This is a genomic window from Streptomyces sp. NBC_00223, from assembly GCF_036199905.1.
GTDB lineage: Bacteria > Actinomycetota > Actinomycetes > Streptomycetales > Streptomycetaceae > Actinacidiphila.
Genome location: NZ_CP108109.1, coordinates 4019817 through 4045440, shown reverse-complemented (window position 1 = coordinate 4045440; position 25624 = coordinate 4019817). Strand labels below are relative to the sequence as shown.

Genomic DNA, 25624 nt, shown 5'->3' with positions numbered 1-25624 from the left:
ACCACCTTTGCAATCGCGGGAGCTCGGAGCACCGGGCTGAGAGGGCGCTGATCCGCCGAGCGGTGTTCACCGCGACGCGACGGCTGCGCCGACCGCTGAACCTGTTACCGGGTAATGCCGGCGTAGGGAGTAGGTCTCACATGACCATGCAGGATGCCCGCACGCGTGACATCGGCTGGCACAAGTCGTATCTCACCGGATCACGGCCGGACCTCCGGGTTCCGGTCCGTCAGGTGCACCTCACCAATGGCCGCGACGTGACGCTGTACGACACGTCCGGCCCGTACACCGACCCGTCGGTCGACACCGACGTCCGGCGGGGCCTGGCCCCGGTCCGGGAGAACTGGATCGCCGGCCGGCGCGACACCGAGGAGTACCCGGGACGCCCGGTGCGCCCCGAGGACGACGGCCTCAAGCCCACCTCGGCGGGCGGCGGTCTCCGCAATCTCGACGCGGTCTTCCCCGGCCGCCCGCGGCTCCCCCGCCGGGGCCGGGACGGCCGGCCGGTCACCCAACTCGCGTACGCCCGGCGCGGCGAGATCACCCCGGAGATGGAGTACGTCGCCCTGCGCGAGAACGTCCCGCCCGAGGTCGTCCGCGACGAGATCGCGGCGGGACGGGCGGTGCTGCCCGCCAACGTCAACCACCCCGAGATCGAGCCGATGATCATCGGGAAGCGTTTCCTCGTGAAGGTCAACGCGAACATCGGCAACTCCGCCGTCACCTCCTCCATCGAGGAGGAGGTCGAGAAGATGACCTGGGCGACCCGCTGGGGCGCCGACACGGTGATGGACCTGTCCACCGGCCGCAACATCCACACCACCCGCGAGTGGGTGCTGCGCAACTCCCCCGTCCCCATCGGCACGGTCCCGCTCTACCAGGCCCTGGAGAAGGTCGACGGCCGCGCCGAGGAGCTGACCTGGGAGATCTACAAGGACACCGTCGTCGAACAGGCCGAGCAGGGCGTCGACTACATGACCGTCCACGCCGGTGTGCTGCTGCGGTACGTCCCCCTCACCGCCCGCCGCAAGACCGGCATCGTCTCGCGCGGCGGCTCGATCATGGCGGCGTGGTGCCTGGCCCACCACCGCGAGAACTTCCTCTACGAGAACTTCGAGGAGCTCTGCGCCATCCTCGCCGCGTACGACGTCACCTACTCCCTCGGCGACGGACTGCGTCCCGGCTCCATCGCCGACGCCAACGACGAGGCGCAGTTCGCCGAGCTGCGTACGCTCGGCGAGCTGAACACCATCGCCAAGCGGCACCAGGTGCAGACGATGATCGAGGGCCCGGGCCATGTCCCGATGCACAAGATCAAGGAGAACATCGACCTCCAGCAGGAGATCTGCCAGGAGGCCCCCTTCTACACGCTGGGCCCGCTGACCACCGACATCGCGCCGGCCTACGACCACATCACCTCGGGCATCGGCGCCGCGATGATCGCCTGGTGGGGCACCGCGATGCTCTGCTACGTCACGCCCAAGGAGCACCTCGGCCTTCCCGACCGGGACGACGTCAAGACCGGCGTGATCACGTACAAGATCGCCGCCCACGCCGCCGATCTGGCCAAGGGGCACGAGGGCGCCCAGGAGTGGGACGACGCGCTGTCGGACGCCCGCTTCGAATTCCGCTGGGAGGACCAGTTCAATCTGGCCCTCGACCCGGACACGGCCCGTTCCTTCCACGACGAGACGCTGCCCGCCGAGCCCGCGAAGACCGCCCACTTCTGCTCGATGTGCGGTCCGAAATTCTGCTCGATGAAGATCTCGCACGACATCCGGCGGGACCACGGCGGCACCGAGGCCGATGTCGAGGCCGGTATCGCCGCCGGAATGGCCGAGAAGTCCAGGGAGTTCGCCGCCGCGGGCAACCGCGTCTATCTGCCGCTGGCCGGGGACTGACCGGCGCTCAGCGGCAGGGCCGACGATTCAGAAGGGGACGCCCGTTGCCCGGCGCACGAGCCGGGGGACGGGCGTCCCGTCATTCCGGGGCGTGCTCCGGGCCGCCGAAGTCGGGGCTGGTGAAGTCGGGCGAGGAGAAGCGCGGGGTGGTGGCCTGGGGGTCCTGCGGGGAGCTGAAGTGCGGGCGGGAGTAGCCGAGACGGGGTATTCGGGGCGGCGCGGCCGGGGCCGCGGCGGGCGGCTCGGGGGACCGGGCGAGGGCGTCGTCGAGGAAGGGCAGCATGCCGTGCGCGTAGAGCGCCTGCTGCCAGGCCGCTCGGGCCTGGGCGACCTCGTCGGGCAGCGCGTCGGCCGCGTCGCGGATCGCGGACGAGCTGTCCCGCAGGGCGGTCAGCAACAGACCGATCACACCGAACAGAATGGCCGCGCCGGTGACGGCGGCGAAGAACCAGCCCGCGGTACGCAGCGGCGAGGCGACCGCCGGCTCCGGCGACACGGCGGTCAGCGCATATCCGAGCAGCAGAAAGATCACCGCCGCCGCTCCGGCGAGCAGCGGCGTGAGGACGGCCATGACGGCGAACAGGCCGGCGCCTGATCCGGCGCCGTCGGCCACCCCCATCGCGGCATAGCCGAACGACCGGGTGTCACGGTCCCGCGCGGACTCGCGCACCGCCTCCCGCGTCTCGGCGCGGATCTTGCGGTACAGGTCGTACTCGTCGGCCGCGGCGGCACTGATCACGTCGGCGGCGGCGAGCGCGAGGGTGCGCAACTGCTCGGCGTTCAGAAATGCCCCTGACACGCTGTCCGCCTCGTCGAGGACGGTACGCAGCGCGTCATCGAGGACATGCTCGAAATCCGGGCGGTCTTCGTTGAGCAGGTGTGGAGCGCTGTTCATTGCATCCCCCGATGCTCCGACTCCCTGTGCGCGGCCGGTGTTCCCGGTGTTCCACGTGGAACAAATCGGTCGGCCGGACGCCCGGGGGAGCGGTGTGCGTACGGATACTGCCGATGGTAGGGCGGGACGGCAGGCCGTGACAGGGTGCTACCAGGAAATGTACGCGTCAGCCAACCAGCGGGAGTCGGGCAACGAGCAGGCGGCCGTCCATGGTGACACCGCCGTCCATGGCCACCGCCAGGCTCTCCGCGTAGACCATCGGACCGTTCACCGTGTGCCCGTGTTCCTCGCTGTCGACCGGCTGCTCCCCGCCGACCTCGCCGAGCAGATACGGGATCGGGCTGTGCCCGTGCACGACCCGGTTGCCGCCGTAGGTGGCCAGCAGTTCGCGTGCGGCCTGCGGCCCGCCGTCCCCCCGGAAGGCGAACCGCTTGGTGAGCTTGCGGAACAGGTCCCAGCACTCGTCGGCGTCGGCGCGCTGGAGCACGCCGGTGATGGCGTCGTTCATCTCCTCGACGCTGCTGCCGTAGTCGAGATACGCGGTGGTGTCGGAGTGCAGCAGCAGATGGCCGTCGGTGACATGGGCGGCGTCCAGCCGGGAGATCCAGGTCAGATGACGGTCCTCCAGCCGGTCCATGTCGGAGGGCTGGCCGCCGTTGAGCCGCCAGGCGGCGAGGAAGGAGGCCGTGCCGCCGACGGAGTTGACCGGGGTGTCGCCGAAACGGTGGGCGCCGAGCAGCAGCAGTTCGTGATTGCCCATCAGCGCCCGGCAGTAGCCGCCGGCCGCGGCGGCCTCGGCGGACAGCTGCATGACCAGCTCGATGACACCGATCCCGTCCGGGCCCCGGTCGGTGAAGTCGCCGAGGAACCACAGCCGCGCGCTGCCCGCGGACCAGTGGCCCTCCGCGTCAACCAGCCCGGCCTCCCGCAGGGCGCCCCGCAACTCGTCGAGGTAGCCGTGCACATCGCCGACCACGAACAGGGGTCCGGGGCGGTCAGCCGCGAGCACGGCGTCCGTGATGATCGGCAGGTCGCGGGCGGTGGGCGTGTACTCCGCGGGGATCAGCGGCGTGTCGGGCCGGGTCGGTTCGTACGGGGCGGGCGGAGCCGTGTCGTAGGCGGGCGGGACCGGTGGCGGATAGCCGCCCTCGTACCCGTCGGCCGGCTGGAAGTCGGGCGCCGTGCCGTAGCCGGGCGCGGGCTCGTACCCGGAACCGGGTTCGTACCCCTGACCTGCCCCCTGAGTCATCGACCCCTCCACGATCGCGCCGCCATCCGCCCATCATAGGAATGCGGCTGGCGCGTTGTGACATACCCAGGCACCTGGTTTTCTCAGGGTCCAGACAAAACATCCCTTAGCTCCCTCGCGCGGACCGGGAAATCCCCCCGAAAGGAGGGCGGGTCGGCGGGAAGCCACGCATCACTCGCCTCATTCCTCGCCGCGTGAGGGACCGCGCGGCGGGCTGACCGTCGTGCGGTGCGGTCGCCGCTGCGAGGAGGCGCGCACGATCAGCTCGGTGGGCATCACCTGCTGCACCGGATGAGCGGGCCCGATTCCCTCGATCGCGTCGATCAGCAACTGCACGACAGCGGTGCCGATCCGCCGCGGCTGGAGCGAGAGCGTGGTGATCGGCGGGTCGGTGCCCGCGTAGCCGCCGCTCTCGCTGCAGCAGACCAGCAGCAGGTCGTCGGGGACCCGCAGGCCGTAGCGGCGGGCGGCGGCGAGCAGATCGGTCCCGTTGGGGTCGAACAGACCGTAGACGGCGTCCGGGCGGTCCGGACGGGCCAGTAAGCGGTCCGCGGCGACCGCGCCCGCGCACGGGTCGTGGGCCGGATACGCCTCGTACACCGGTTCCTGGCCGACGCGTTCGCACCATTCCAGGTACGCGGTGGTGGACAGCCGGGTGTACGTGTCGGTGCTGGTGCCGGTGAGCAGGCCGATCCGGCGGGCGCCGGCGGCGGCGAGGTGGTCGAGGATGCCGAGCACGGCCTCCTCGTGGTCGTTGTCGACCCAGGCGTGCACCGGCAGACTGCCGGCCGGGCGGCCGTCGCTGACCACCGGCACGCCCTGACGGACGAGTTCGGTGACCACCGGGTCCTGGTCGGAGGGGTCGATCACCACGGTGCCGTCCAGCGCCACATTGCCCCACACGTCGTGCTGGGAGGAGGCGGGCAGGATGACCAGCGCGTAGCCGCGGGCCAGCGCCGCGGAGGTGGCGGCCCTGGCCATCTCGGCGAAGTACGCGAACTCGGTGAAGGTGAACGGTTCTTCGCCGTAGGTCGTGACCGTCAGACCGATCAGCCCCGATCTGCCGGTGCGTAAGGTGCGTGCGGCGGCTGAGGGGCGGTATCCGAGCCGGTCGGCGACTTCGCGGACATGGCGTCGGGTGGCATCGGGCAGTCGGCCCTTGCCGTTGAGCGCGTCGGAGACAGTCGTGATCGAGACGCCGGCGGCGGCGGCGACATCTCTGATCCCCGCTCGCTCCAGCCGGCGTCCGATGGGTCGGCTCGCCTGGTGATTCCCTGCTGCTGTCATGGCGTGCCGATAGTAGGGCGGTGCTGGTCCGTCCGGCTTCTGTAGGGGGAACCCCCCTGATGAACGGTTTCTGCAAGATCGAATCCTGTATGCAAGGTGGAATATGCAGGCGGCAGCCCTTGGCGCGTGGTCGATGAGGGCACGGGCGCGGCGATCTCCCGGCCATTGGCTCTGCGCCACCAATATCGCCAACTCACTCCTATGGGGGATGCGCGCCACCGCGCGCGCCACCCGGGCACGGAACGGAGCCGGCCGGGGGTCCCGCGGGATGTGCTCCGGGGGCGCCGCAAGGGGCGCTTCACGCGGTCTCCGGCCCCGGGCCGGAGAGGGTGCCGAAGGGGGTGCCTGACGGGGTGACGTACCGCACCTCCCCAGCCGGACGGCCCCCTCATAGGGTGTGGCCATGAGTACCCCGAAACTGCGCGCGGAACTGGACGGCATCCCGACGTACAAGCCCGGGCGACCCCCGGCCGCCGAGGAGGGCGTGCCCGCCTTCAAGCTGTCCTCGAACGAGAACCCGTATCCCCCGCTGCCCGGTGTCCTGGAGGCGGCCACCGCCGCCGCGGCCACCTTCAACCGCTACCCGGACCTGGCCTGCTCGGAGCTGACCGCGGAGCTCGCGGAGCGCTTCGGCGTGCCCGCCGAGCATGTCGCCACCGGTACGGGATCGGTGGGCGTCGCGCAGCAGCTGCTGCAGGCCACCTCCGGACCCGGCGACGAGGTGATCTACGCCTGGCGCTCCTTCGAGGCATATCCGATCATCACCCGGATCAGCGGCGCCCGGGCGGTGGAGGTCCCGCTGGACGCGGCCGAGACGCACGACCTGGACGCGATGGCGGACGCGATCACCGAGCGGACCCGGCTGATCTTCGTCTGCAACCCCAACAACCCGACCGGAACGGTCGTGCGGCGGGCGGCGCTCGAGCGCTTCCTCGACCGGGTGCCGTCCGATGTGCTGGTGGTACTGGACGAGGCGTACCGGGAGTTCATCACCGACGCGGACGTGCCCGACGGTGTCGACCTCTACCGGGACCGTCCGAATGTGGCCGTGCTGCGGACCTTCTCCAAGGCGTACGGACTGGCCGGGCTGCGGGTCGGCTTCGCGATCGCGCACGAGCCGGTGGCGGCGGCGCTGCGCAAGACGGCGGTGCCGTTCGGGGTGAGCCAGCTCGCCCAGGACGCGGCCGTCGCGAGCCTGCGGGCCGAACCGGCGCTGCTCGAACGGGTCGCCGGCCTGGTCACCGAACGCACCCGGGTGGTCGAGGCGCTGACCGCCCAGGGTTGGACCGTCCCCGAGACCCAGGCGAACTTCGTCTGGCTGCGGCTGGGGGAGCGCACGGCCGACTTCGCCGCGGCGTGCGAGCGGGCCGGTGTGACGGTCCGGCCGTTCGCCGGCGAGGGGGTCAGGATCTCGATCGGCGAGACCGAGGCGAACGACCTGATGCTGCGGACCGCGGAGACCTTCCACAAGGAGCTGTAGCCGGCTCGCGCGGTCTGCCCGCGCACCCTGTCCCACCTGCGTATTCGCCCTCTGACCACCCCCGGTGGCAGGGGGCGATTCGCTATGCGCGATACTACTTTGTGAATGTATTCACGTTCACAAGCGCGTCTCATGGCGTTCCTATACGTCATGACTCGTCGGGTGAAGACAGGCGAAGCCAGGCGGAAACACCGCCGCAGTGGAAAAGGAGACGGATCGTGCAGCTCGCGCTGGAGCCACTGAACGTCGCCCGTTGGCAATTCGGCATCACCACCGTCTACCACTTCCTCTTCGTCCCGCTGACGATCTCGCTGTCCGCGCTCACCGCCGGACTGCAGACCGCCTGGGTGCGGAGCGGGAACGAGAAGTATCTGCGGGCCACCAAGTTCTGGGGCAAGCTCTTCCTGATCAACATCGCCATGGGTGTGGCGACGGGCATCGTCCAGGAGTTCCAGTTCGGGATGAACTGGTCGGACTACTCGCGCTTCGTCGGCGATGTCTTCGGCGCCCCGCTCGCCTTCGAATCCCTGATCGCGTTCTTCTTCGAGTCCACCTTCATCGGCCTGTGGATCTTCGGCTGGGACCGGTTGCCGAAGCGGATCCACCTCGGCTGCATCTGGATGGTCTCGATCGGGACGGTCCTGTCCGCGTACTTCATCCTGGCCGCCAACTCCTGGATGCAGCATCCGGTCGGCTACCGCTACAACCCGAAGACCAAGCGCGCGGAACTCACCGACTTCTGGGCGATGCTCACCCAGAACACCGCGCTCGCCCAGTTCTTCCACACCATGTCCGCCGCCTTCCTCACCGGCGCCGCGTTCATGATCGGCATCGCCGCCTACCACCTGGCCCGCAAGCGGCACATCGCCGTGATGCGCTCCTCGCTGCGTCTGGCCCTGGCCGTCGCGGTCGTGGCCGGCGCCCTCACCGCGATCAGCGGCGACACTCTCGGCAAGGTCATGTTCAAGCAGCAGCCGATGAAGATGGCCGCGGCCGAGGCCCTGTGGGACGGCCAGAAGGGCGCGCCCTTCTCGATCTTCGCGGTCGGCGACGTCAACAAGGGCCACAACAAGGTCGCCATCGACGTGCCCAACCTGCTCTCCTTCCTCGCCGACGACACCTTCACCAGCTATGTGCCCGGCATCAACGACGTGAACAAGGCCGAGCAGGCCAAGTACGGCCCCGGCGACTACCGCCCCAACATCCCCACCGCCTACTGGGGCTTCCGCTGGATGATCGGCTTCGGCGTGGTCTCCATCGGGGTCGGCGCGGCCGGGCTGTGGCTGACCCGCCGCCGCTTCTGGCTCGCCCCGGATCACCGCACGGGCGAGGACGAGGTGCCGTACCTCATGCTGACCCGCGACACCCGGCTCGGCGACAAGCTCTCCCGCTGGTACTGGCGGATCGCCCTGCTCACCATGGTCTTCCCGCTGCTCGCCAACTCCTGGGGCTGGATCTTCACCGAGACCGGCCGTCAGCCGTGGGCGGTCTACGGCGTGCTCCGCACCCGGGACGCGGTCTCCCCCGGGGTCTCCACCGGTGAGGTCCTCACCTCGCTGACCGTCTTCACCCTGCTCTACGCCCTGCTCGCCGTCGTCGAGGTACGGCTGCTGGTGAAGTACGCCAAGGCCGGTCCGCCCGAACTCACCGACGCCGACCGGCGGTCCCCCACCCGGATCGGCGGCTTCGGCCCGGGCGACGGGGACGGCGGGGACGCCGACGCCGACGCCGACCGGCCGATGGCCTTCTCGTACTGATCCCCTCGCACGGAAGGAGCGCGACATGCACCTGCACGACGTCTGGTTCGTACTCATCGCCGTCCTGTGGACGGGCTACTTCTTCCTCGAAGGGTTCGACTTCGGGATCGGTGTCCTCACCAAGCTGCTCGCCCGCGACCGCACCGAGCGGCGCGTCCTGATCAACACCATCGGGCCGGTCTGGGACGGCAACGAGGTGTGGCTGCTCACCGCGGGCGGCGCCACCTTCGCCGCCTTCCCCGACTGGTACGCCACGCTCTTCTCCGGCTTCTACCTGCCGCTGCTGGCCATCCTGGTCTGCCTGATCCTGCGCGCGGTCGCCTTCGAGTACCGGTCCAAGCGGGAAGGCGAGCGCTGGCAGCGCAACTGGGAGCACACGATCTTCTGGACCTCGCTGCTGCCCGCCGTGCTGTGGGGTGTGGCCTTCGCGAACATCGTGCGCGGGGTGAAGATCGACGCGAGCAAGGAGTACGTCGGCGACCTCTTCGACCTGCTCAACGGATACGCGCTGCTCGGCGGCCTGGTCACCCTCACGCTCTTCACCTTCCACGGCGCGGTGTTCGCCGCGCTGAAGACGGTCGGGCCGATCCGGGACCGGGCCAGGGCGTTCGCCACGCGGATCGGACTGGTCACGGCCGTACTGGCGGCGGGCTTCCTGGTCTGGACACAGGCCGACAGCGGCAACGGACGCAGTCTGCCCGCGCTGATCCTGGCCGTGGCGGCGCTCTGCGGGGCGCTCGCGGCGAATCTGGCCGGGCGCGAGGGCTGGTCGTTCGCCCTGTCGGGGCTGACGATCGCGGCCACCGTCGCGATGTTCTTCCTGTCGCTCTTCCCCGACGTCATGCCGTCCTCGCTCGACAGTGCCTGGAGCCTGACGGTCGGCAACGCCTCCGCGACCCCGTACACACTGCGGATCATGACCTGGTGCGCGGGCATCGCCACCCCGCTGGTCCTGCTCTACCAGGGGTGGACGTACTGGGTGTTCCGCAAGCGGATCGGTACGCAGCACATCGCCGCGCACTGATGTTCCACGTGAAACACGAAAGGGGATGTTCCACGTGAAACCTGTCGATCCCCGACTGCTGCGCTACGCCCGTACGACACGGGTCTTCCTTGCCGGGTCGGTGCTGCTGGGCCTGACGGGGGCCGGGCTCGTCATCGCCCAGGCGGTGCTCATCGCCGATGTGGTGGTCGGCGCCTTCCAGCAGGGGAACGGTGTCGGTGATCTGCGCGGCGACCTGCTGGGACTCGCCGGGGTCGCCGTCGGGCGGGCGCTGGTCGGCTGGCTGACCGAGCTGTGCGCGCACCGGGCGGGAGCCGCGGTGAAGTCGCAGCTCAGGCAGCGGCTGCTGGAGCACGCCACCGCGCTGGGCCCCGGCTGGCTGACGGGACGGCGCAGCGGTGAACTCACCACGCTCGCCACCCGTGGCGTCGACGCGCTCGACGACTACTTCGCGCGGTATCTGCCGCAGTTGGGGCTCGCGGCGGTGGTGCCGGCCGTCGTCCTGGCGAGGATCGCTTCCGCGGACTGGATCTCGGCGCTGACCATCGCGCTGACACTGCCGCTGATCCCGCTCTTCATGGTCCTGGTCGGCTGGGCCACCCGGGAGCGGATGGACCGTCAGTGGCGGCTGCTGGCCCGGCTGTCCGGGCACTTCCTCGATGTCGTCGCGGGCCTGCCCACGCTCAAGGTCTTCGGCCGGGCGAAGGTCCAGGCGGAGAACATCCGGGCCATCACCGCCGACTACCGCCGGGCCACCCTGCGGACCCTGCGGATCGCCTTCCTCTCCTCCTTCGTACTGGAACTGCTCGCGACGATCTCGGTGGCCCTTGTCGCCGTCGGCATCGGGATGCGGCTGGTGCACGGCGAGCTCGACCTGCGCACCGGGCTGCTGGTGCTCGTGCTCGCCCCCGAGGCGTATCTGCCGCTGCGGCAGGTCGGCGCGCAGTACCACGCGGCCGCCGAGGGGCTGGCCGCCGCCGAGGAGGTCTTCGCGGTGCTGGAGACCGCGCCCGCGAGGGCCCGCGGCACGCGGCCCGCGCCGGATCTGCGGACGGCGACGATCAGCGTCGAGGACCTGGAGATCCGGCGGGACGGCCGGCTCGGCGCCACCACCTTCACACTCGCGCCCGGCGAGGCGGTGGCCGTGACCGGGCCCAGTGGGGTCGGCAAGTCCACGCTGCTCCACGCGCTTCTGGGGTTCACCGCCCCTGCCGCCGGACGGATCGATGTCGGCGGAACCGATCTCGCCGACATCGACCCCGCGTCCTGGCACCGCCAGATCGCCTGGGTGCCGCAGCGGCCGCATCTGTTCGCGGGCACGGTCGCGGAGAACGTCCGGCTGGCGCGTCCGGACGCCGGGGAGGCGGAGATACGGGCCGCCCTGGACGCGGCGGGCGCCGGCGGGTTCGCCTCCCCCGAGGACGTCATCGGGGAGGACGGGGCCGGGCTCTCCGCCGGACAGCGCCAGCGGCTCGCCCTGGCCCGCGCCTTCCTCGCCGACCGGCCGCTGCTGCTTCTGGACGAGCCGACCGCGAACCTCGACGGCGACACGGAGGCGGAGGTGATCGCGGCTCTCCGTGAGCTGGCGCGTACGCGTACGGTCCTCGTCACGGCGCATCGGCCGGCCCTGCTTGCGCTGGCCGACCGGGTGCTGGCGCTGGAGTTCGCCGCGGAGGCTGCGCCGTCGCTTGTGCCGTCGTCCGGGCCGTCGTCCGGGCCTTCGCCCGCGCGGGCGGACGAGCGCGGGCCCGGGAGTCGGGACCACGCTTCTCCGGCCGCCAGTGCTCCCGTCGTGGACGACCCCGCTCCGCGCGGCCGTACCGGCCGGGCCGCGGGCTGGGCGTCGCTCGGCGGGCTGGTGCGGATGCCCGGCTTCTGGGGGCGGTTCGCCGCGGCCTGCGCGCTGGGCGTGCTGGCCCTGATCAGCGCGGTGGGCCTGATGGCGACCTCCGGGTGGCTGATCAGCCGGGCCGCCCAGCAGCCGCCCGTGCTGTATCTGATGGTGGCCGTCACCGCGACCCGGACCTTCGGCATCGGCCGGGCCGTCTTCCGCTACGGCGAGCGGCTGGTCGGGCACGACGCGGTGTTCCGGGCGCTGGGCGGGGTCCGGGTGGCGGTCTTCCGCCGGCTGGAACGGCTGGCGCCCGCGGGCCTCGGCGGCACCCGGCGCGGCGATCTGCTGTCGCGGCTGGTCGCCGACGTGGACGGGGTGCAGGACTACTTCCTGCGGTGGCTGCTGCCCGCCGTGACCGCGGGGATCACCGTGCTGGCGGCGGCCGTGTTCACCGGCTGGCTGCTGCCCGCCGCCGGGGTGATCCTCGGAACCGGGCTGCTCGCGGCGGGTGTCGGCGTGCCCGCGCTGTCCGTGGCGGTCGCCCGGCGCACCGAGAACCGGGTCGCTCCGGCCCGTGGCGAGCTGTCCGCGCGGGTCCTCGGGCTGTTCACCGGGACCGCCGAGCTGACCGTGGCGGGCGCACTGCCCGAGCGGCGCGGCGCGGCCGCGCGGGCGGACCGCACGCTGCGGCGGATCGCCGCCCGCTCGGCCGCCGCCACCGCCCTGGGCGCCGGACTGACCGCCCTGATCAGCGGTCTGACGGTGACGGCCTGCGCCTACGTGGGCGTACGCGCGGTCGCCGGGCACGAACTGCGCGGCGTCACGCTGGCCGTGCTCGTGCTCACGCCGCTGGCCGCCTTCGAGGCGGTGGCCGGGATGCCGCTCGCCGCGCAGCAGCGGCAGCGCGCTCGCCGGGCCGCCGAACGCGTACGGGAGGTGCTGGACGCGCCCGTGCCCGTACAGGAGCCGGATGCCCCGCGCGCGGCGCCCGGGACCCCGTATCCGCTGGTCGTCCGGGGGTTGACGGCCCGTCACCCCGGGCAGCGGGCGAAGGCTCTCGACGGGGTCGACCTCACGCTGACGCCCGGCCGCCGGATCGCTGTCGTCGGCCCCTCGGGCGCGGGCAAGACCACGCTCGCGCACGTACTGCTGCGCTTCCTGGACACGGAGGCGGGCACGTACACCCTGGCCGGGCAGGACACGGCGGAGCTGGACGGTGACGACGTACGGCGCCTGGTGGGCCTGTGCGCCCAGGACGCGCATGTCTTCGACAGCACGGTCCGGGAGAATCTGCGGCTGGCCCGCCCCGGCGCCGCGGACGACGAGCTGCGCGAGGCGCTGGCCGCCGCCCGCCTGGACATCGACCTGGACGCGGCGGTCGGCGAGCACGGGGCCCGGCTGTCCGGCGGTATGCGGCAGCGCCTCGCGCTGGCCCGCGCGCTGCTCGCCCGCTTCCCCGTACTGGTCCTGGACGAACCGGCCGAGCACCTCGACCTCCCCACGGCCGACGCGCTGACCGCCGATCTGCTGGCCGCCACCCGGGGCCGTACGACGCTGCTCATCACCCACCGGCTCGCGGGCCTGGCGGGCGGGGCGGTCGACGAGATCGTCGTCCTGGACCGGGGCCGGGTCGTGCAGCGCGGTACGTACGAGGGGCTGGCCGCGGTGGACGGGCCCTTCCGGCGGACGTTGGAGCGGGAGCGGGTCGCCGACGGAGGGGCGGTGCGGGTCGCCGTGTGAGCGCGCGGTGGGCCCACACGGCGGCGGGCTCGCCCGGGCGGTGGGCTCACCCGGCGCGTGGGCTCAGCGGAGGTGGGCGGCGACGACGCGTTCGATGACGTCGGCCACGCCGTCCTCCTCGTTGGAGCCAGTGCGGTAGGCGGTGGCGGCCAGCACGTCCGGGTGGGCGTTGGCGACGGCGTACGACGTACCCGCCCAGTCCAGCATCGCCAGGTCGTTGGGCATGTCGCCGAAGGCCACCACCTCCGAGGCGGTCACCCCGCGTTCCGCGCAGCACTTGGCGAGGGTGGTGGCCTTGCTGACGCCCGCGCCGCTGACCTCCAGCAGCGCGGTCTCGCTCGACCGGGTGATCTCGCCGTGCCGGCCCGCGACGGCGAGCGCGGTGGCCAGGAAGTCGTCCGGGTCGAGGGAAGGGTGCTTGGCCAGCATCTTCAGCAGCGGCTGGTCGCGGTCCTCCGCGAGCAGGTCCTCGATCGCCGCCTGAGCCCCCGGGCCGTCCGGCTCGAAGGGCTGGTACCCGGGCTCGCGCCGGAATCCGAACGCGCGCTCCACGGCGAAGGTCGTGCCGGGCACGGCTTCCCGCAGCGCGTGCGCCACGGCGAGCGCGTCCCGTTCGGGCAGCGGGAACGCCTCGATCAGCGTGCTGGTGCGCAGGTCGTACACGGCGGCGCCGTTGGCCACGATCGCCAGGCCGTGCCCGGCGAGGTGCGCGGCGACGACCCCCATCCAGCGGATGGGTCGGCCGGTGACGAAGAACACGTCGACCCCGGCGGCTTCGGCGGCGGCCAGCGCGGCGATCGTCCGCTGCGAGACGGTCTTGTCGTCACGCAGCAGGGTGCCGTCGAGGTCTGTGGCGATCAGTCGTGGCGCGGGGTCGATGAAGGCCGGGCCGGGCAGGGCGTGCGGGTGCCCGGTGGGCTGGGAAGGGTCGGCTGGCGCGTGGGCTGAGGTCACGGCCCCATCCTCCCGCACGGCAACCTTGTTCCTCCGCGGGGTGCGTCCCTCCGCGGGGTGCGCGGGCACGGGCTCGACGACCCTCGTCCGGTGCGGACGGGGCCGTGCGGTGTGCGGGCGCGGTGGTCGTGCCGCGCGGGCCTACGGGTGCGTGCGCGTTGCTCGTGCGTGCGGGGCCGGGGCGCGCGTGCCCTGCCGGTGGGGCCGGGACGTCGGCTGCGGCGCGGTGTCGGGGAGCGGGCGCGGTACGGTCACGCGCCTGGTGTCCGCGCGGTGGGCGCGGGGTCGGCTCCTGGCGTTGCGGACGCTGCCGGCGTGCGGGGCACGCAAGTGTGAGGGGGCCTGCCGGGGTGCTTCGTACGGTGGGGCTGGGGCTGTGGCTGTCTCTGTACGGCTGGGGCTGTGCGGTCCGTGCGGTCTGCGGGATCTGTGCTGTTGGTGCGGGGTTCTCCGGCGGTACGGGTCTGTCGTCGTCGAGGCGAGGGGCCTCGGGGTCGTACCGCTGTGCGGGGTGGGGCTGTTACGGCTCCGACGTTTCCCACGTCGCTACGGCTGGTGGTGCGCAGCCGCGAACGCCCGGCGTTCAGGCGCACAGGGCCATACGGTCGCGACGGGCGGGCGCGGGGATCACGATGCCGTCGGTGAGGTCGTCGGCCGGGATGCTGCGGGCGCTCGGTGAGGCGCCGTGGGCTTCGGCGCGGATGCGCTGCTTCATCGTGGGCGGCAGCTTGCGGTCGCGCTCGCGGCGCAGCGGTGCGTAGGCGCGGGGTGCGGGGATCCGGTACGGGCTCCCGGCGCGGCGACCGGCGACCGGCGCGACGCCCGTGCCGTCCACGATCCGAGCCGGAACGTCGGCGGCGGCCTGAGCCTGCGGGCCGACGGCGGCGAACTTGGCCGGGGTGGCGAACCCCAGCGCGGCGATGCACTTGAGCAGCACGCTGATCAGCGCGCTCCAGAACGTCCTGACGTCTGCGGTGGCAGCCATGACCTGTGACCTCTCGCTTCTTCGTGATGCGGTGAGCTGACAAGTCCGATCATGCGGACGCGAGCACGAAATGTGCTGATCCGCACCTCGAAATCGGCGATATTCACATCAACGCCACTCGGGTGGCGCAACCGGAGCGTCTTCGCGCCCGGGCGGACCCCCGGGCAGACCCCCTCCTCTCGGCAGCGGAAGATCCGGGCAGGAGCTGTCAGCCCCCGGTGCTCAGGGGTCTGCCGGTCGCTGAGCGATGCCGTGCGGCCTCCCCCGTCTGCGCGGTGCTCCCGCCCTCTCCCGGATCGGGCGCGGTCAGCAGGGCGGACAGCTCGCGGCGGCTGCGTACTCCTACCTTGTCGAACGCCGCCGTCAGGTGGTCCTGCACCGTGCCCGGCGCCACCGACAGTGTTTCCGCGATGCCCCGGGTGCTGCTGCCGCGCAGCATCTCCTTGACCACTTCCTGTTCCCGGCGCGTCAGCCCCCACAGCATCAGCCGCAGCGGCGTCAGCTGGCCGGGCAGGGCCGCCGAGGCCACGACCGACACCCGCCCGTCGGGCCGGCCGTCCAGCAGCGACGCGTAGAGCATCAGCCACCCACGCCTCGGGACCAGGACCCGGGTGTACGCCGACTGGTCCGGCGCGGTACGGGCGAGTTGCGCCAGCATCTGGAGGGCGGTCGCCGCGGGCGCGGGGGACGCCAGGACCCGGACCGTCCCGTCCGGTGCGACGTGAGCCGCGTCCACTCCCACGCCCGGAGGCCGGTCTTCCGGGCGGTTCCGTACCGGGACCGGCCGCTCCACGGCGTCGCAGAGCGCGGCGAGCAGTTCCTCGCCGCGCCTGTCCGCGCCGACCGGCTGGTTCATCGGACCGAGGATCACCAGGGCGGGCCTCTGCGAGGGGTCCGTCTCGCCGTCGGGTCGGTACGAGGTCCGCAGGGCCGAGGCGATCTCGCGGGCACAACGCTCGACCAGGCGGACTTCCTTATCGGTGAATGGCGGGCGGTCCTGCCCGCGCAGCAGGACCGCGGTGCCCCAGCGTCCGCCGAACGCGTCGAAGTTGATGCGCAGTTCGTCGCCGAACCCGTGAACGGCCAGCAGCCTGCGGTAGCGGTGACTGCGCTCGGGCCGTCCGTGCGTGGCCCGGTGCAGGGTGTCCACGGTCCTCCCGTCCGCGCGCAGCCGCGCGGAGGTCAGTACCTCGTCCGCGCGTAACTCGATCCGGATGGCAGTCGGCAGACTGCGCAGGTCCAGCCCGTACGACCTGGTCGAGGTGGGGAACCCGGTGACCGGGTCGGCGGTGTGCCAGCAGCTCGCGTCGGCCCCGACCGCGCCGCCGAGTACATCGCCGAGCTGTGCGAACAGGGCGTCGGAATGCAGCCCGGCACCGGCCATGTCCCGGATGCCGTCGACGACGGAGTGCGTCGCTTTCCCATGATTGATCATGCACAGATCATATGAACGGCCCCTGGCGTGGATATCCGAGATTTCTGGGATTGGCCGGTTCCCGAACTCCTGTGACGATGAGTGAGTCAGGAGGAACCAGAGGCGAGTGAGGTCAAGTTCTCGCTCGACCGGCATCGGCAACTGTCCATCACTCGCCCCGCGCGACGGGGCGACGAGCACGAGGAGAAGCATGTCCGTACTCGCTTGGGTCAGGTCCGCCGCACGACACCGCAAGACCGCGGTCACCACCGCGGTGCTCACGGTGGTGGCCGCGTCCGTCGCGGTCACCGCCGGCTCGCCGGCCGGGGCCGTAACGCAGGCCACCCACACCGGTCTCACCTGGCGCGTGCTCGACCAGCGCGCCAATGGTGAGGTGCACGTCGGTGGGGACAGCCTGTCCGACGCGTACACCGGCGACACGCCCGCGTCCGCCTCGCTGCCGGTGCTCTGTCTCTACGTCAACGGCAGCGCGGCACCCTCCGACATCACCCCCGACTTCTACGACGGCTGGGCGCGCGGCTGGGTGGGACTGACCCCCGCGGTCTCCGGCACCTCGCTGAACAGCCGGGCAGCGGCGGACGCCCTGTGCGCGGCCAACTTCGGCGCCGGATGGCGCGAGGCGGAGTTCCACGACGGCCGTTACGGTTCGGGGCTGGCCTCGGCCGGCGGGTGGTCGTTCTGGGCGAACGGGGCGATCCCGTCGGGCACCCGCTTCTGGACCGCCATCAGCGACCAGCCGGCGAATCCCTGGAACTGACCGTGCGGCTCGGGGAGGCGCCGCTTCGCCGAGCCGGCAGCGCGGCTGCCCGGCTGCCCGGCAGCCCGGCGGGCTGACGTGCTGACGGCTTGATGTTCTGACGGAGGGGGTATCCGTCAGGACTCTCTCCGCCGCCCGCGGAAGGGGACGGCGCCGACCGACCCGGGGTCGGTCGGCGCCGGTCGGGCGGGCTGGGCTGGTCGGGCGGGCTGGGCCGGTCGGGCGGGTCGGGCAGGCTGGGCCGGTTCCGCGACGACCGTGCCGGGGACTCGGGGCCCCTGGCCGACCGCGGCGGGAACCACCTGCTCGACCCTCAGCCGAGTTGGGCCGCCGCCTCGGTGGCGATGCGTTCGAAGACCTTCTGGTCGGTCGCGAAGTCCGAGTCCGGGATCGGCCAGTGGACGACGATCTCCGTGATGCCGGCCTCCCGGTGCTGTCCGGCGAAGTCCACGAACGCGTCCAGGGATTCCAGCGGACGGTTCGGCTGCGGGGTGAAACCGGTGAGCATGATCTTCTCCAGCTCCTCCGCGTCCCGGCCGATCTCGGCGCACGCCGTGCCGAGCCGTTCGACCTGGCCGCGGATCGCCTGGAGCGACTGCTCGGGCGTACCCGTCTCGAACAGCTTCGGGTCGCCCGTGGTCACCCACGCCTGGCCGTAGCGGGCGGCGAGCTTCATCCCGCGCGGTCCGGCGGCGGCCACCGCGAACGGCAGCCGGGGCCGCTGCACACAGCCCGGGATGTTGCGGACCTCGGAGGCGGAGTAGAACTCGCCCTCGTACGAGACGACGTCCTCGCGCAGCAGCCGGTCCAGCAGCGTGACGAATTCCGCGAACCGGTCGGCCCGCTCGCCCGGCGTCCACGGCTCCTGCCCGAGCGCCGTGGCGTCGAAGCCGGTCCCGCCGGCCCCGATCCCCAGGCTGACCCGCCCCCCGCTCACGTCGTCGAGCGTCAGCAGGTCCTTCGCAAGCGTGACGGGATGCCGGAAGTTGGGCGACGTCACGAGGGTGCCGAGCCGGATCCGCTCCGTCGCGGCCGCGGCGGCGGTCAGTGTCGGAACGGCCCCGAACCAGGTGCGGTCCCGGAAGGTGCGCCACGACAGATGGTCATACGTATACGCGCCGTGCAGCCCCAGCTCCTCAGCCCGCCGCCACACCTCCCGCCCCTCGTCGGCCCAGCGGTAGATCGGCAGAATCACAGTGCTCAGACGCATGCCCCCGACCATACGGTGAGCCCGGCGGCGTCTGCGCTGTCGTCACCCCGTAAGGGGCCGCTCCGGGGCGGGGCGAGGATACGTGGACGGCGGCAGTGGCGTCAGCCGTTCGGCGGAGTGGGCCAGAGGGCAGCCCGGGTCCTGCACAATGGTGAGCGTGAGCAGCACCGACCGTCCGCACGCGCATCCGCCGGCCGCCGGTGCCGGTGAGGAGGGCGGGCGGTACCAGCCGTTCGCACACCTCAACACCGAGTACTGCGCCCTCTACCGCCAGGTGATGGGGTCCTTCGTCCTGGCCAAGCAGGAGTTCACGGTCCATCTGAGGCCGGAGGACGTGTACCTGGGGCTGCCGGCGGAGGGTCGTCCTTCGCTGGACGCGGTGGCGACGGCGCTGGAACGGCTCGCCAGATGGGGCAACCTGCGGGCCGACCCGGACACCAGCCGCGTGACGGCTCTGGAGGACTTCTACCGGGCCCGGCACATCTACCAGCTCACCCGCGAAGGTGAAGCGGCCGAGGAGGCGCTGGCCGCCTACGACTCGGCGCTGGGCCGCCGCGGTGAGTTGCAGGCGGTGGCGCTTGCCGACATCGCGGTGCAACTGCGGGCGCTGCTGGCGATGGCCGGACGGGCTGAGAAGGACCCGACGCTGGTTCACCTCTCCCTGCTGGCGCTGGTCGACCGCTTCGCCGGGCTGGCTGAGAACGCCCGGGCGTTCATGAGCTCGCTCCAGCGGACGGTCGATCTGCACGAGGCCGAGGTGGAGGTCTTCCTCGCCTACAAGCAGCGGCTGATCGAGTACCTGGAGAGGTTCATCGAGGACCTGGTCACCCGGGGCGCCGAGATCGCCGGCCTGCTGGGGGAACTGGGCGGGCCGCCGGACGGCCCGGTCGGGCCGCTGCTGCGGCTGGCCGCCGAGCGTGAGACGTCCGACGCGGCCCCTGACCTCGCGGCCGAGGCCCTGGCCTCCGCCGAGGTCCGCTGGCAGGGGCGCTGGGAGGGGCTGCGGGCGTGGTTCGTGAGCGTGCCGGGCCGCAATTCCCAGGCGAAGCTGCTGCGGACGGCCGCACGCCAGGCGATCCCGCAGCTGCTCTCCGTGGTGAGGGCGTTGAACGAGCGCCGGGCCGGCCGCTCGGACCGCTCCGTCGACTTCCGGGAGCTGGCATGCTGGTTCGCCGAGGCCCCGGATGACGCGGCCCGGCACCGGTTGTGGCGTTCCGCCTTCGGCCTGTACTCCGCACGGCACCTGACGATCGACCAGGACTCGCTGGCCGCACAGGAGTCGGAGCCGGTGCCGTCCGCCACGTCGTGGTACGACGCGCCGGGCGTGCGGATCAGCCCGCACCTGCGCCGTACCGGCTCGTACGAGCGGCGCGGCCGGGCCAGGTCCGTACAGGATCGGTCACAGGCCAAGGCGTACCTCGCGGAACTGGCGCACAAGCAGGCCGAGCAGACCGCGGCGGCCAGGGCGCGGCTGGCGACCTCGGGCACCGTACGGCTCAGCGAACTCGGCGAGCTGGACCGGGACGCCTTCCGGCTGTTCCTGCTGCTGCTCGGCGACGCCCTGGCAGGGTGGCGGCCCGGCAGTGACACGGTGTCGGCCACCACCAACGACGGGACGATGGAGATCAGGCTGACGAGAGCGCCCGGCGAAGGGGCGGCCGAGATCCGCACCTGCGACGGCGTCCTGCGGGGACCCGAGCACTACGTGGAGATCGTGGACCTCACGGCGGTACCGCAGGCGGTCGGTGCGGGTCGTGAGTGACGACCGGCTGGGCGCCGCGCTCGCCGCGCAGCGGGCCGAGGAGATCCGACGGGGTGCGCGGGCGCTGCTGCGCCGCCCGCTGCTGCGCGCCGGCAGCGAGGAGTTCCGGACGGTCCGGCAGCACGCCGCCGAGCTGCGTACGTGGTTCGAGCGCAACACGGGCTGGGTGCTGCTGGTGGACGCGGAGGTGGCCCGGCTGCGCCGCGAACCGGGAAGGGACACCGACCCCACCCACCCGGCTCGGGACCAGCGCACCGGTCTGCCCTTCTCCCGGCGCCGCTACGTGCTGGTCTGCCTGTGCCTTGCGGTGCTGGAGCGCGCGGAGCACCAGATCGCACTCGGGCGGCTGGCGGAGCAGGTGGTCCTGGCGGCGGCCGATCCCGCGCTGGTCAAGGCAGGAGTCGTCTTCACCCTGACCGACCGGGAGCAGCGCACCGACCTGGTGGCGGCGGTCCGGCTGCTGCTGGACTGGGGCGTGCTGGCCAAGGTCGCCGGTGACGAGGACGCGTTCCTCAAGTCGGCCGGCGACGCCCTCTACGACGTGGACCGCCGGGTGCTGGCCGGGCTGCTGGTCTCCCGGCGCGGCCCGAGCACCGTGCGCGCGGCGGACTTCGAGGAGCGCCTCGCCGAACTGGGCGCCGAGGTGCTGCCTGACAGCGACGAGCTGCGCAACCGGGCGCTGCGGCACACCCTGACCCGGCGTCTGCTGGACGATCCGGTGCTGTACTCGGACGAGCTGTCCGACGCCGAGTGTACGTACCTGACCACTCAGCGGGGCGCCCTCACCCGCAGGATCAGCGAACTGACCGGGCTGGTGGCGGAGGTGCGGGCCGAGGGCGTCGCCATGGTGGACCCCGACGACGAGCTCACCGACCTGCGGATGCCCGAGCAGGGCACCGACGGCCATGTCGCCCTGCTGATCGCCGAGCACCTCGCGGGCCGGGGCGGCACCGTGGCACGGGACGAGTTGCACCTCCTGGTGACCGGCTGGGCTCTGGAGCACGCCGGGTTCTGGCGGCGCAGCGCGGGCATTCCGGGCGCCGAGGTCGAACTGGTCGAGCAGGCGGTGGCCCGGCTCACCGCTCTGGGCCTGGTGTGCGAGGACGGTGCGGGCGCGGTCCGGGGCCGTCCGGCGCTCGACCGCTACCGGGTGGGCGAGACCGTTCTCCTGGAGCCGGGGCAGAGCGCCCCTCGGAGGAAGCGGCAGAAGCCCGCGAAGAGCACGAAGCCGGGGAAGAACACGGAAGGCACGAGGACGTGACGAGTTCAACAGTCGGGACACCGCTGCCCACCCCCGCCTGCTCCCGCTGGCAGCCGCAGCGGATCGGTCTGGTCGACCTCTTCTACTACGACGTGGAGGAGTTCCATTTCCGGGACGGCCGCCTGCTGATGCGGGGGAACAACGGCACGGGCAAGTCCAAGGTGCTCGCCCTGACCCTGCCGTTCCTGCTGGACGGCGACATGGCCTCGCACAGGGTGGAGCCGGACGCCGACCCGAAGAAGCGCATGGAGTGGAACCTCCTGCTCGGCGGTGAGCACCCGCACCCCGAGCGGCTCGGCTACACCTGGGTCGAGTTCGGCCGCCTGGACGAGGACGGTACCGCCCGCTACACCACCCTCGGCTGCGGTATGAAGGCTGTGGCCGGTCGCGGTATCGCCCGGCACTGGTTCTTCGTGACGGACCAGCGGGTCGGTGCGGACCTGCGGTTGCTGGACTCCACCGGCGCCGCGATAGGCCGTGAGCGGCTGGCCGACGCGCTGGACGGCCGGGGGCTGGTGTACGACTCGGCGCGCTCCTACCGCCGGGCGGTGGACGAGGCGCTGTTCGGGCTGGGCGAGCAGCGGTACGCGGCCCTGGTGGACCTGCTGATCCAGCTGCGCCAGCCGCAGCTGTCCAAGCGGCCCAGCGCGAAGGCGCTCTCCCAGGCGCTCACCGAGTCGCTGCCGCCGATGGACCAGGCGGTCGTCGCGGATGTCGCCGAGGCGTTCCGCTCCCTGGACGAGGAGAAGGACCAGCTCGCGGTCATGGCGGCCGCCGAGCGCGCCGCGGCCGCCTTCCTCCAGCACTACCGCCGGTACGCGCGGGTCGCCGCGCGCCGCAAGGCCCGTGCGCCGCGGACCCAGCACTCCCGTTACGAGGCGCAGCGCGCCGAACTCAACGCCGCCGAGCAGGAGTTCGAGGTGGCCGGAGCCCAGCTCGCCACGGCCGACGCCCGGGCGGAGGAGCTGGAGCACCGACGCGTCGCCCTGCGGGCCCACGACGAGGCGCTGCGGGCAGGGCCCGAGATGCGCAGTGCCCGTGAGCTGGAGAGGACCGCCGAGGCCGCCCGCCGTACCGCGCGGGACGCGGAGCGCGCCGAGTCCGACGGCCTCCGGGCGGAGAGCGAACTGGCCAGGGTCGCTCACCGCCTCGGCGCGGCCCGCTCCCGTGCAGACGCGGCCGACCGGGCCTCGCGGACGACCCTCGACGGTACGGGTGAGGCGGCGGCGGTCGCCGGGCTGGGGCGCGAGCACGCCGACCGGGTGGTGTCCGAGCTCTCCCAGGGAGGGGAGCCGGAGACCGCGCGGCACGCCGCGAACGAGTTCACGGACCGCCGGCTGCGGTCGATCGCGCTGGTCGAGAAGGAGGCGGCCGTCGCGCAGGAGGCGTGGCAGGAACTGGACCGGGCCCGGCGTCGGCTGGAGGACGCGGACGGTGAGCTGGCCCGGCGCGCCGACCTGCGGGCCGAGGCCGAGGAAGGGGCGATCGGGGCGGGCCAGGAGTACCTGGCGGCGGTCCGCGCGCACTTCACCGCATGCTCGCTGCTGCGTCCGCCGCACATCGAAGGCGTGCTCGACGAACTGGCCCGGTGGGTCGAGACGCTGGCCGGCGCGGACCCCGCACGGGCGGTGGCCCACCAGACGGCTGCGGAGGTCGGCGCGAAGACGGCACGGCGGCTGGCCGAGCTGGAGAGCGAGCAGCAGCGGGTGGGTGAGCACCGCGGCCGGCTGCGGGCGGAGCTGGCCGAGCTGAGGGCGGGCGGCCAGCGAGGCCCGCTCCCTCCGCACACCCGCGCCGCCGAGGCCCGGCGGGACCGTCCGGGCGCGCCGCTGTGGCGGCTGGTGGACTTCGCCGACGACTCCCTGACCGCGGGCCGGCGGGCCGGACTCGAGGCGGCACTGGAGGCGTCCGGCCTGCTCGACGCCTGGGTCGGCCCGGACGGGGCGGCGGTCCACGTCGGCAGCGGCGACACCCTCGCGACCGCGGGGGCGCCGGTGGACGGTCCTTCGCTGGCCGAGCTGCTGCGCCCCGCGGTGGACAGGGCGGACCCGGCCGCGTCCGGGCTCACCGACGAGATCGTCGTCCGGCTCCTGGCCGGAATCGGCTTGGTGGGCCCGGACGACCCGCTTCCCGACTCCGGCACATGGCTCGGGCCCGACGGCCGCTTCCGCCTCGGTGCCCTCACCGGCGCCTGGTCCAAGCCCGCCGCCGAGTACCTGGGCGAGGGCGCCCGCGAGCAGGCCCGGCGGGCCAGGATCGCTGACGTCGAGGCGGAAACGGCACAGGTCGAGGAACGGCTCGCCGAGCTCGCGGCCCGCGGCGAGATCCTGGAGGCGCAGCTGCGCACCCTCGCGGAAGAGCAGGACCGGCTGCCCGACGACTCCGCCCTGCGCGACGGGCACGCCGCCGTGACCGCCGCCCAACGCGAGTACGCCCGGGCCGCCCAGCGGCGCGAGGAGACCGGTCAGGCGGCGGAAGAAGCGGCTGCCGGGGCGGAACGGGCAGCGGGCGAACTGCACGCTCTCGCCGAGGAGCTGGCCCTCCCGAGCGGCCTCGGCGCCCTGCGCGAACTGCGGGACGCCGTCGCCGGCTACCGCGAGAGCCTCGCCTCGCTGTGGCCGGCGGTACGGGAGGCCCGTTCCGCGCTCGCGGCCGTCGCCGCCGAGGAAGCCGACCACGCCCGGGCAGCCGAGCATGCCGAGGAGCTGGCCGAACGCTCCCGCACCGCCGCCCGTGAGGCAGTCGCCGCTCAGGAGCGCCACGAGACCCTGACCGCGACGGTCGGAGCGGCCGTGGCCGACTTGCAGCGCCGGCTCGACGAGGTGGCCGCCGCACTGCGGGACTGCGACGAGGCCGAGCGCGCCACCCGTCGGAAACATGACGACGCCACCCGCCGCCAGGCCGCAGCCGACGCACTGCGTACCCGTGTGCGTATCGAGATCGAGGAGACGGTACGGACACGGGCCGAGGCCGTCGACACGCTCCGCCGCTTCGCGGCGACCGGCCTGCTCGCCGTCGCACTGCCCGACCTGGAGATCACCTCCGACTCCTGGGCGCCCGATCCCGCGGTCCGCCTCGCCCGCGCCGTGGAACGCGAACTGGAAGCCGTGGACGACTCCGACCCGGCCTGGGACCAGGTGCAGCGCAAGATCACCGAGGAGCTCAAGGACCTCTCCGACGCCCTTTCCCGCCACGGCCACTCGGCCGCCGCCAGGATGCTGGAGGACGGCCTTGTCGTGGACGTCGTCTTCCAGGGGCGCGAGCGTTCCGTCCCCGAACTGGCCGCCGCCCTGGCCACCGAGGTCGACGACCGCAGCCAACTGCTGTCCGCCCGTGAGCAGGAGATCCTGGAGAACCACCTGATCACCGAGGTCGCCGGCACCCTCCAGGAGCTGGTCAGCGCCGCCGAGCAGCAGGTGCTGCGGATGAACGAGGAGCTCAGGGACCGCCCGACCAGCACCGGCATGCGGCTGCGGCTCGTCTGGCGGCCCGCCCGCAACGCCCCCGGAGGACTGCGGGCCGCCCGCGACCGCCTGCTGCGCCAGTCGTCGGACGCCTGGACGGCCGCCGACCGCGCCGCGCTCGGCGAGTTCCTTCAGGCCCAGATCGAACGCGCACGTACCGAGAACCCGGCAGGCACCTGGCTGGAACACCTCACCGACGCGCTCGACTACCGTGCCTGGCACGAGTTCGGCATCGAACGCCACCAGCACGGCAAGTGGCAGTCGGCCACGGGGCCGGCGTCGGGAGGCGAGCGGGTTCTGTCCGTCTCCTTGCCGCTGTTCGCCGCAGCCTCCTCCCACTACGCCTCGGCGGGCAACCCGCACGCCCCTCGCCTGGTCACGCTCGACGAGGCGTTCGCCGGTGTGGACGACGACTCCCGGGCCAAGTCCCTCGGCCTCCTGGCCGCGTTCGACCTGGACGTGGTGATGACGTCCGAGCGCGAATGGGGCTGCTACCCGCAGGTTCCCGGCCTGGCCATCGCACAGCTGTCCCGGGTGGACGAGATCGCCGCCGTCCTGGTCACCCGCTGGGAGTGGGACGGCGCGCGGCGCGTCCGGGTCCCTGAACCCGCGGTGCCGGGCCAACGCCAGGACGGACAACAGGCCTGACC

General features: G+C 72.6%; 16 protein-coding genes. 9 read left to right on the top strand and 7 right to left on the bottom strand.

Translation table 11 applies throughout. From position 1 onward, the window contains the following. Nucleotides 1–140 precede the first annotated feature (140 nt). Nucleotides 141–1901, top strand: coding sequence for a phosphomethylpyrimidine synthase ThiC (gene thiC / locus OHA30_RS17015; RefSeq protein WP_328914694.1), 1761 nt, complete (start codon nucleotides 141–143; stop codon nucleotides 1899–1901). A gap of 79 nt (nucleotides 1902–1980) precedes the next feature. Here thiC and OHA30_RS17010 read toward each other — a convergent pair whose 3' ends face one another. From OHA30_RS17010 to OHA30_RS17000, 3 genes are all read right to left on the bottom strand, one after another. Beyond that, nucleotides 1981–2796 (bottom strand): hypothetical protein, encoded by an 816-nt coding sequence (locus OHA30_RS17010; protein ID WP_328914693.1) that lies wholly within the window; start codon nucleotides 2794–2796, stop codon nucleotides 1981–1983. Between the two features lie 166 nt (nucleotides 2797–2962). After that, entirely contained in the window at nucleotides 2963–4045 is a 1083-nt protein-coding gene (locus OHA30_RS17005; RefSeq protein ID WP_328914692.1) for a metallophosphoesterase, read from the bottom strand. 180 nt (nucleotides 4046–4225) lie between these two features. Next, nucleotides 4226–5332 carry a LacI family DNA-binding transcriptional regulator gene (locus OHA30_RS17000; protein WP_328914691.1) on the bottom strand — a complete coding sequence of 369 codons (1107 nt, stop codon included), beginning with the start codon at nucleotides 5330–5332 and terminating at the stop codon, nucleotides 4226–4228. 403 nt (nucleotides 5333–5735) lie between these two features. On the opposite strand from OHA30_RS17000, the gene hisC reads away from it, so the two are divergent. From hisC to cydD, 4 genes are all read left to right on the top strand, one after another. Next, nucleotides 5736–6812 (top strand): histidinol-phosphate transaminase, encoded by a 1077-nt coding sequence (hisC, locus tag OHA30_RS16995; protein ID WP_405785563.1) that lies wholly within the window; start codon nucleotides 5736–5738, stop codon nucleotides 6810–6812. Between the two features lie 218 nt (nucleotides 6813–7030). Beyond that, nucleotides 7031–8569 (top strand): cytochrome ubiquinol oxidase subunit I, encoded by a 1539-nt coding sequence (locus OHA30_RS16990; RefSeq protein WP_328914689.1) that lies wholly within the window; start codon nucleotides 7031–7033, stop codon nucleotides 8567–8569. A gap of 25 nt (nucleotides 8570–8594) precedes the next feature. Further along, a complete protein-coding gene (cydB, locus tag OHA30_RS16985) occupies nucleotides 8595–9593 on the top strand; it encodes a cytochrome d ubiquinol oxidase subunit II (RefSeq protein WP_328914688.1) in 999 nt (332 codons plus the stop codon). Nucleotides 9594–9627: 34 nt separating this feature from the next. Next, entirely contained in the window at nucleotides 9628–13146 is a 3519-nt protein-coding gene (gene cydD / locus OHA30_RS16980; RefSeq protein ID WP_328914687.1) for a thiol reductant ABC exporter subunit CydD, read from the top strand. A gap of 63 nt (nucleotides 13147–13209) precedes the next feature. On the opposite strand, the gene OHA30_RS16975 is transcribed toward cydD, so the two are convergent. The 3 genes from OHA30_RS16975 to OHA30_RS16965 all read right to left on the bottom strand — a co-directional run bounded on the left by OHA30_RS16975 (nucleotide 13210) and on the right by OHA30_RS16965 (nucleotide 16520). Beyond that, nucleotides 13210–14100, bottom strand: a complete 891-nt coding sequence (locus OHA30_RS16975; protein WP_405785564.1) for a Cof-type HAD-IIB family hydrolase — start codon at nucleotides 14098–14100, stop codon at nucleotides 13210–13212. A gap of 583 nt (nucleotides 14101–14683) precedes the next feature. Continuing rightward, the gene (locus OHA30_RS16970; RefSeq protein ID WP_328914686.1) at nucleotides 14684–15085 is read right to left on the bottom strand and encodes a DUF6344 domain-containing protein; all 402 of its coding nucleotides are present in this window, start codon (nucleotides 15083–15085) and stop codon (nucleotides 14684–14686) included. Nucleotides 15086–15293: 208 nt separating this feature from the next. Beyond that, the gene (locus OHA30_RS16965) at nucleotides 15294–16520 is read right to left on the bottom strand and encodes a helix-turn-helix transcriptional regulator (RefSeq protein ID WP_328914685.1); all 1227 of its coding nucleotides are present in this window, start codon (nucleotides 16518–16520) and stop codon (nucleotides 15294–15296) included. Between the two features lie 190 nt (nucleotides 16521–16710). Here OHA30_RS16965 and OHA30_RS16960 point away from each other — a divergent pair, with 190 nt between their 5' ends. Beyond that, nucleotides 16711–17277, top strand: coding sequence for a hypothetical protein (locus tag OHA30_RS16960; protein ID WP_328914684.1), 567 nt, complete (start codon nucleotides 16711–16713; stop codon nucleotides 17275–17277). A 313-nt stretch (nucleotides 17278–17590) separates the two neighbouring features. Here the strand turns inward: OHA30_RS16960 and OHA30_RS16955 are convergent, their stop codons facing one another. Beyond that, the gene (locus OHA30_RS16955) at nucleotides 17591–18487 is read right to left on the bottom strand and encodes an LLM class flavin-dependent oxidoreductase (RefSeq protein ID WP_328914683.1); all 897 of its coding nucleotides are present in this window, start codon (nucleotides 18485–18487) and stop codon (nucleotides 17591–17593) included. Between the two features lie 157 nt (nucleotides 18488–18644). On the opposite strand from OHA30_RS16955, the gene OHA30_RS16950 reads away from it, so the two are divergent. Genes OHA30_RS16950 through OHA30_RS16940 form a run of 3 tightly spaced genes read left to right on the top strand, consistent with a single transcriptional unit; the run spans nucleotide 18645 to nucleotide 25622 of the window. Beyond that, nucleotides 18645–20249, top strand: coding sequence for a TIGR02677 family protein (locus OHA30_RS16950; RefSeq protein WP_328914682.1), 1605 nt, complete (start codon nucleotides 18645–18647; stop codon nucleotides 20247–20249). Then, nucleotides 20242–21510, top strand: coding sequence for a TIGR02678 family protein (locus OHA30_RS16945; RefSeq protein ID WP_328914681.1), 1269 nt, complete (start codon nucleotides 20242–20244; stop codon nucleotides 21508–21510). Before OHA30_RS16950 ends, OHA30_RS16945 begins: the two co-directional genes overlap by 8 nt. Next, on the top strand, nucleotides 21507–25622 hold the full coding sequence (locus OHA30_RS16940; RefSeq protein ID WP_328914680.1) for a TIGR02680 family protein: 4116 nt from the start codon (nucleotides 21507–21509) through the stop codon (nucleotides 25620–25622). The genes OHA30_RS16945 and OHA30_RS16940 overlap by 4 nt, the downstream gene beginning before the upstream one ends. Nucleotides 25623–25624 lie beyond the last annotated feature (2 nt).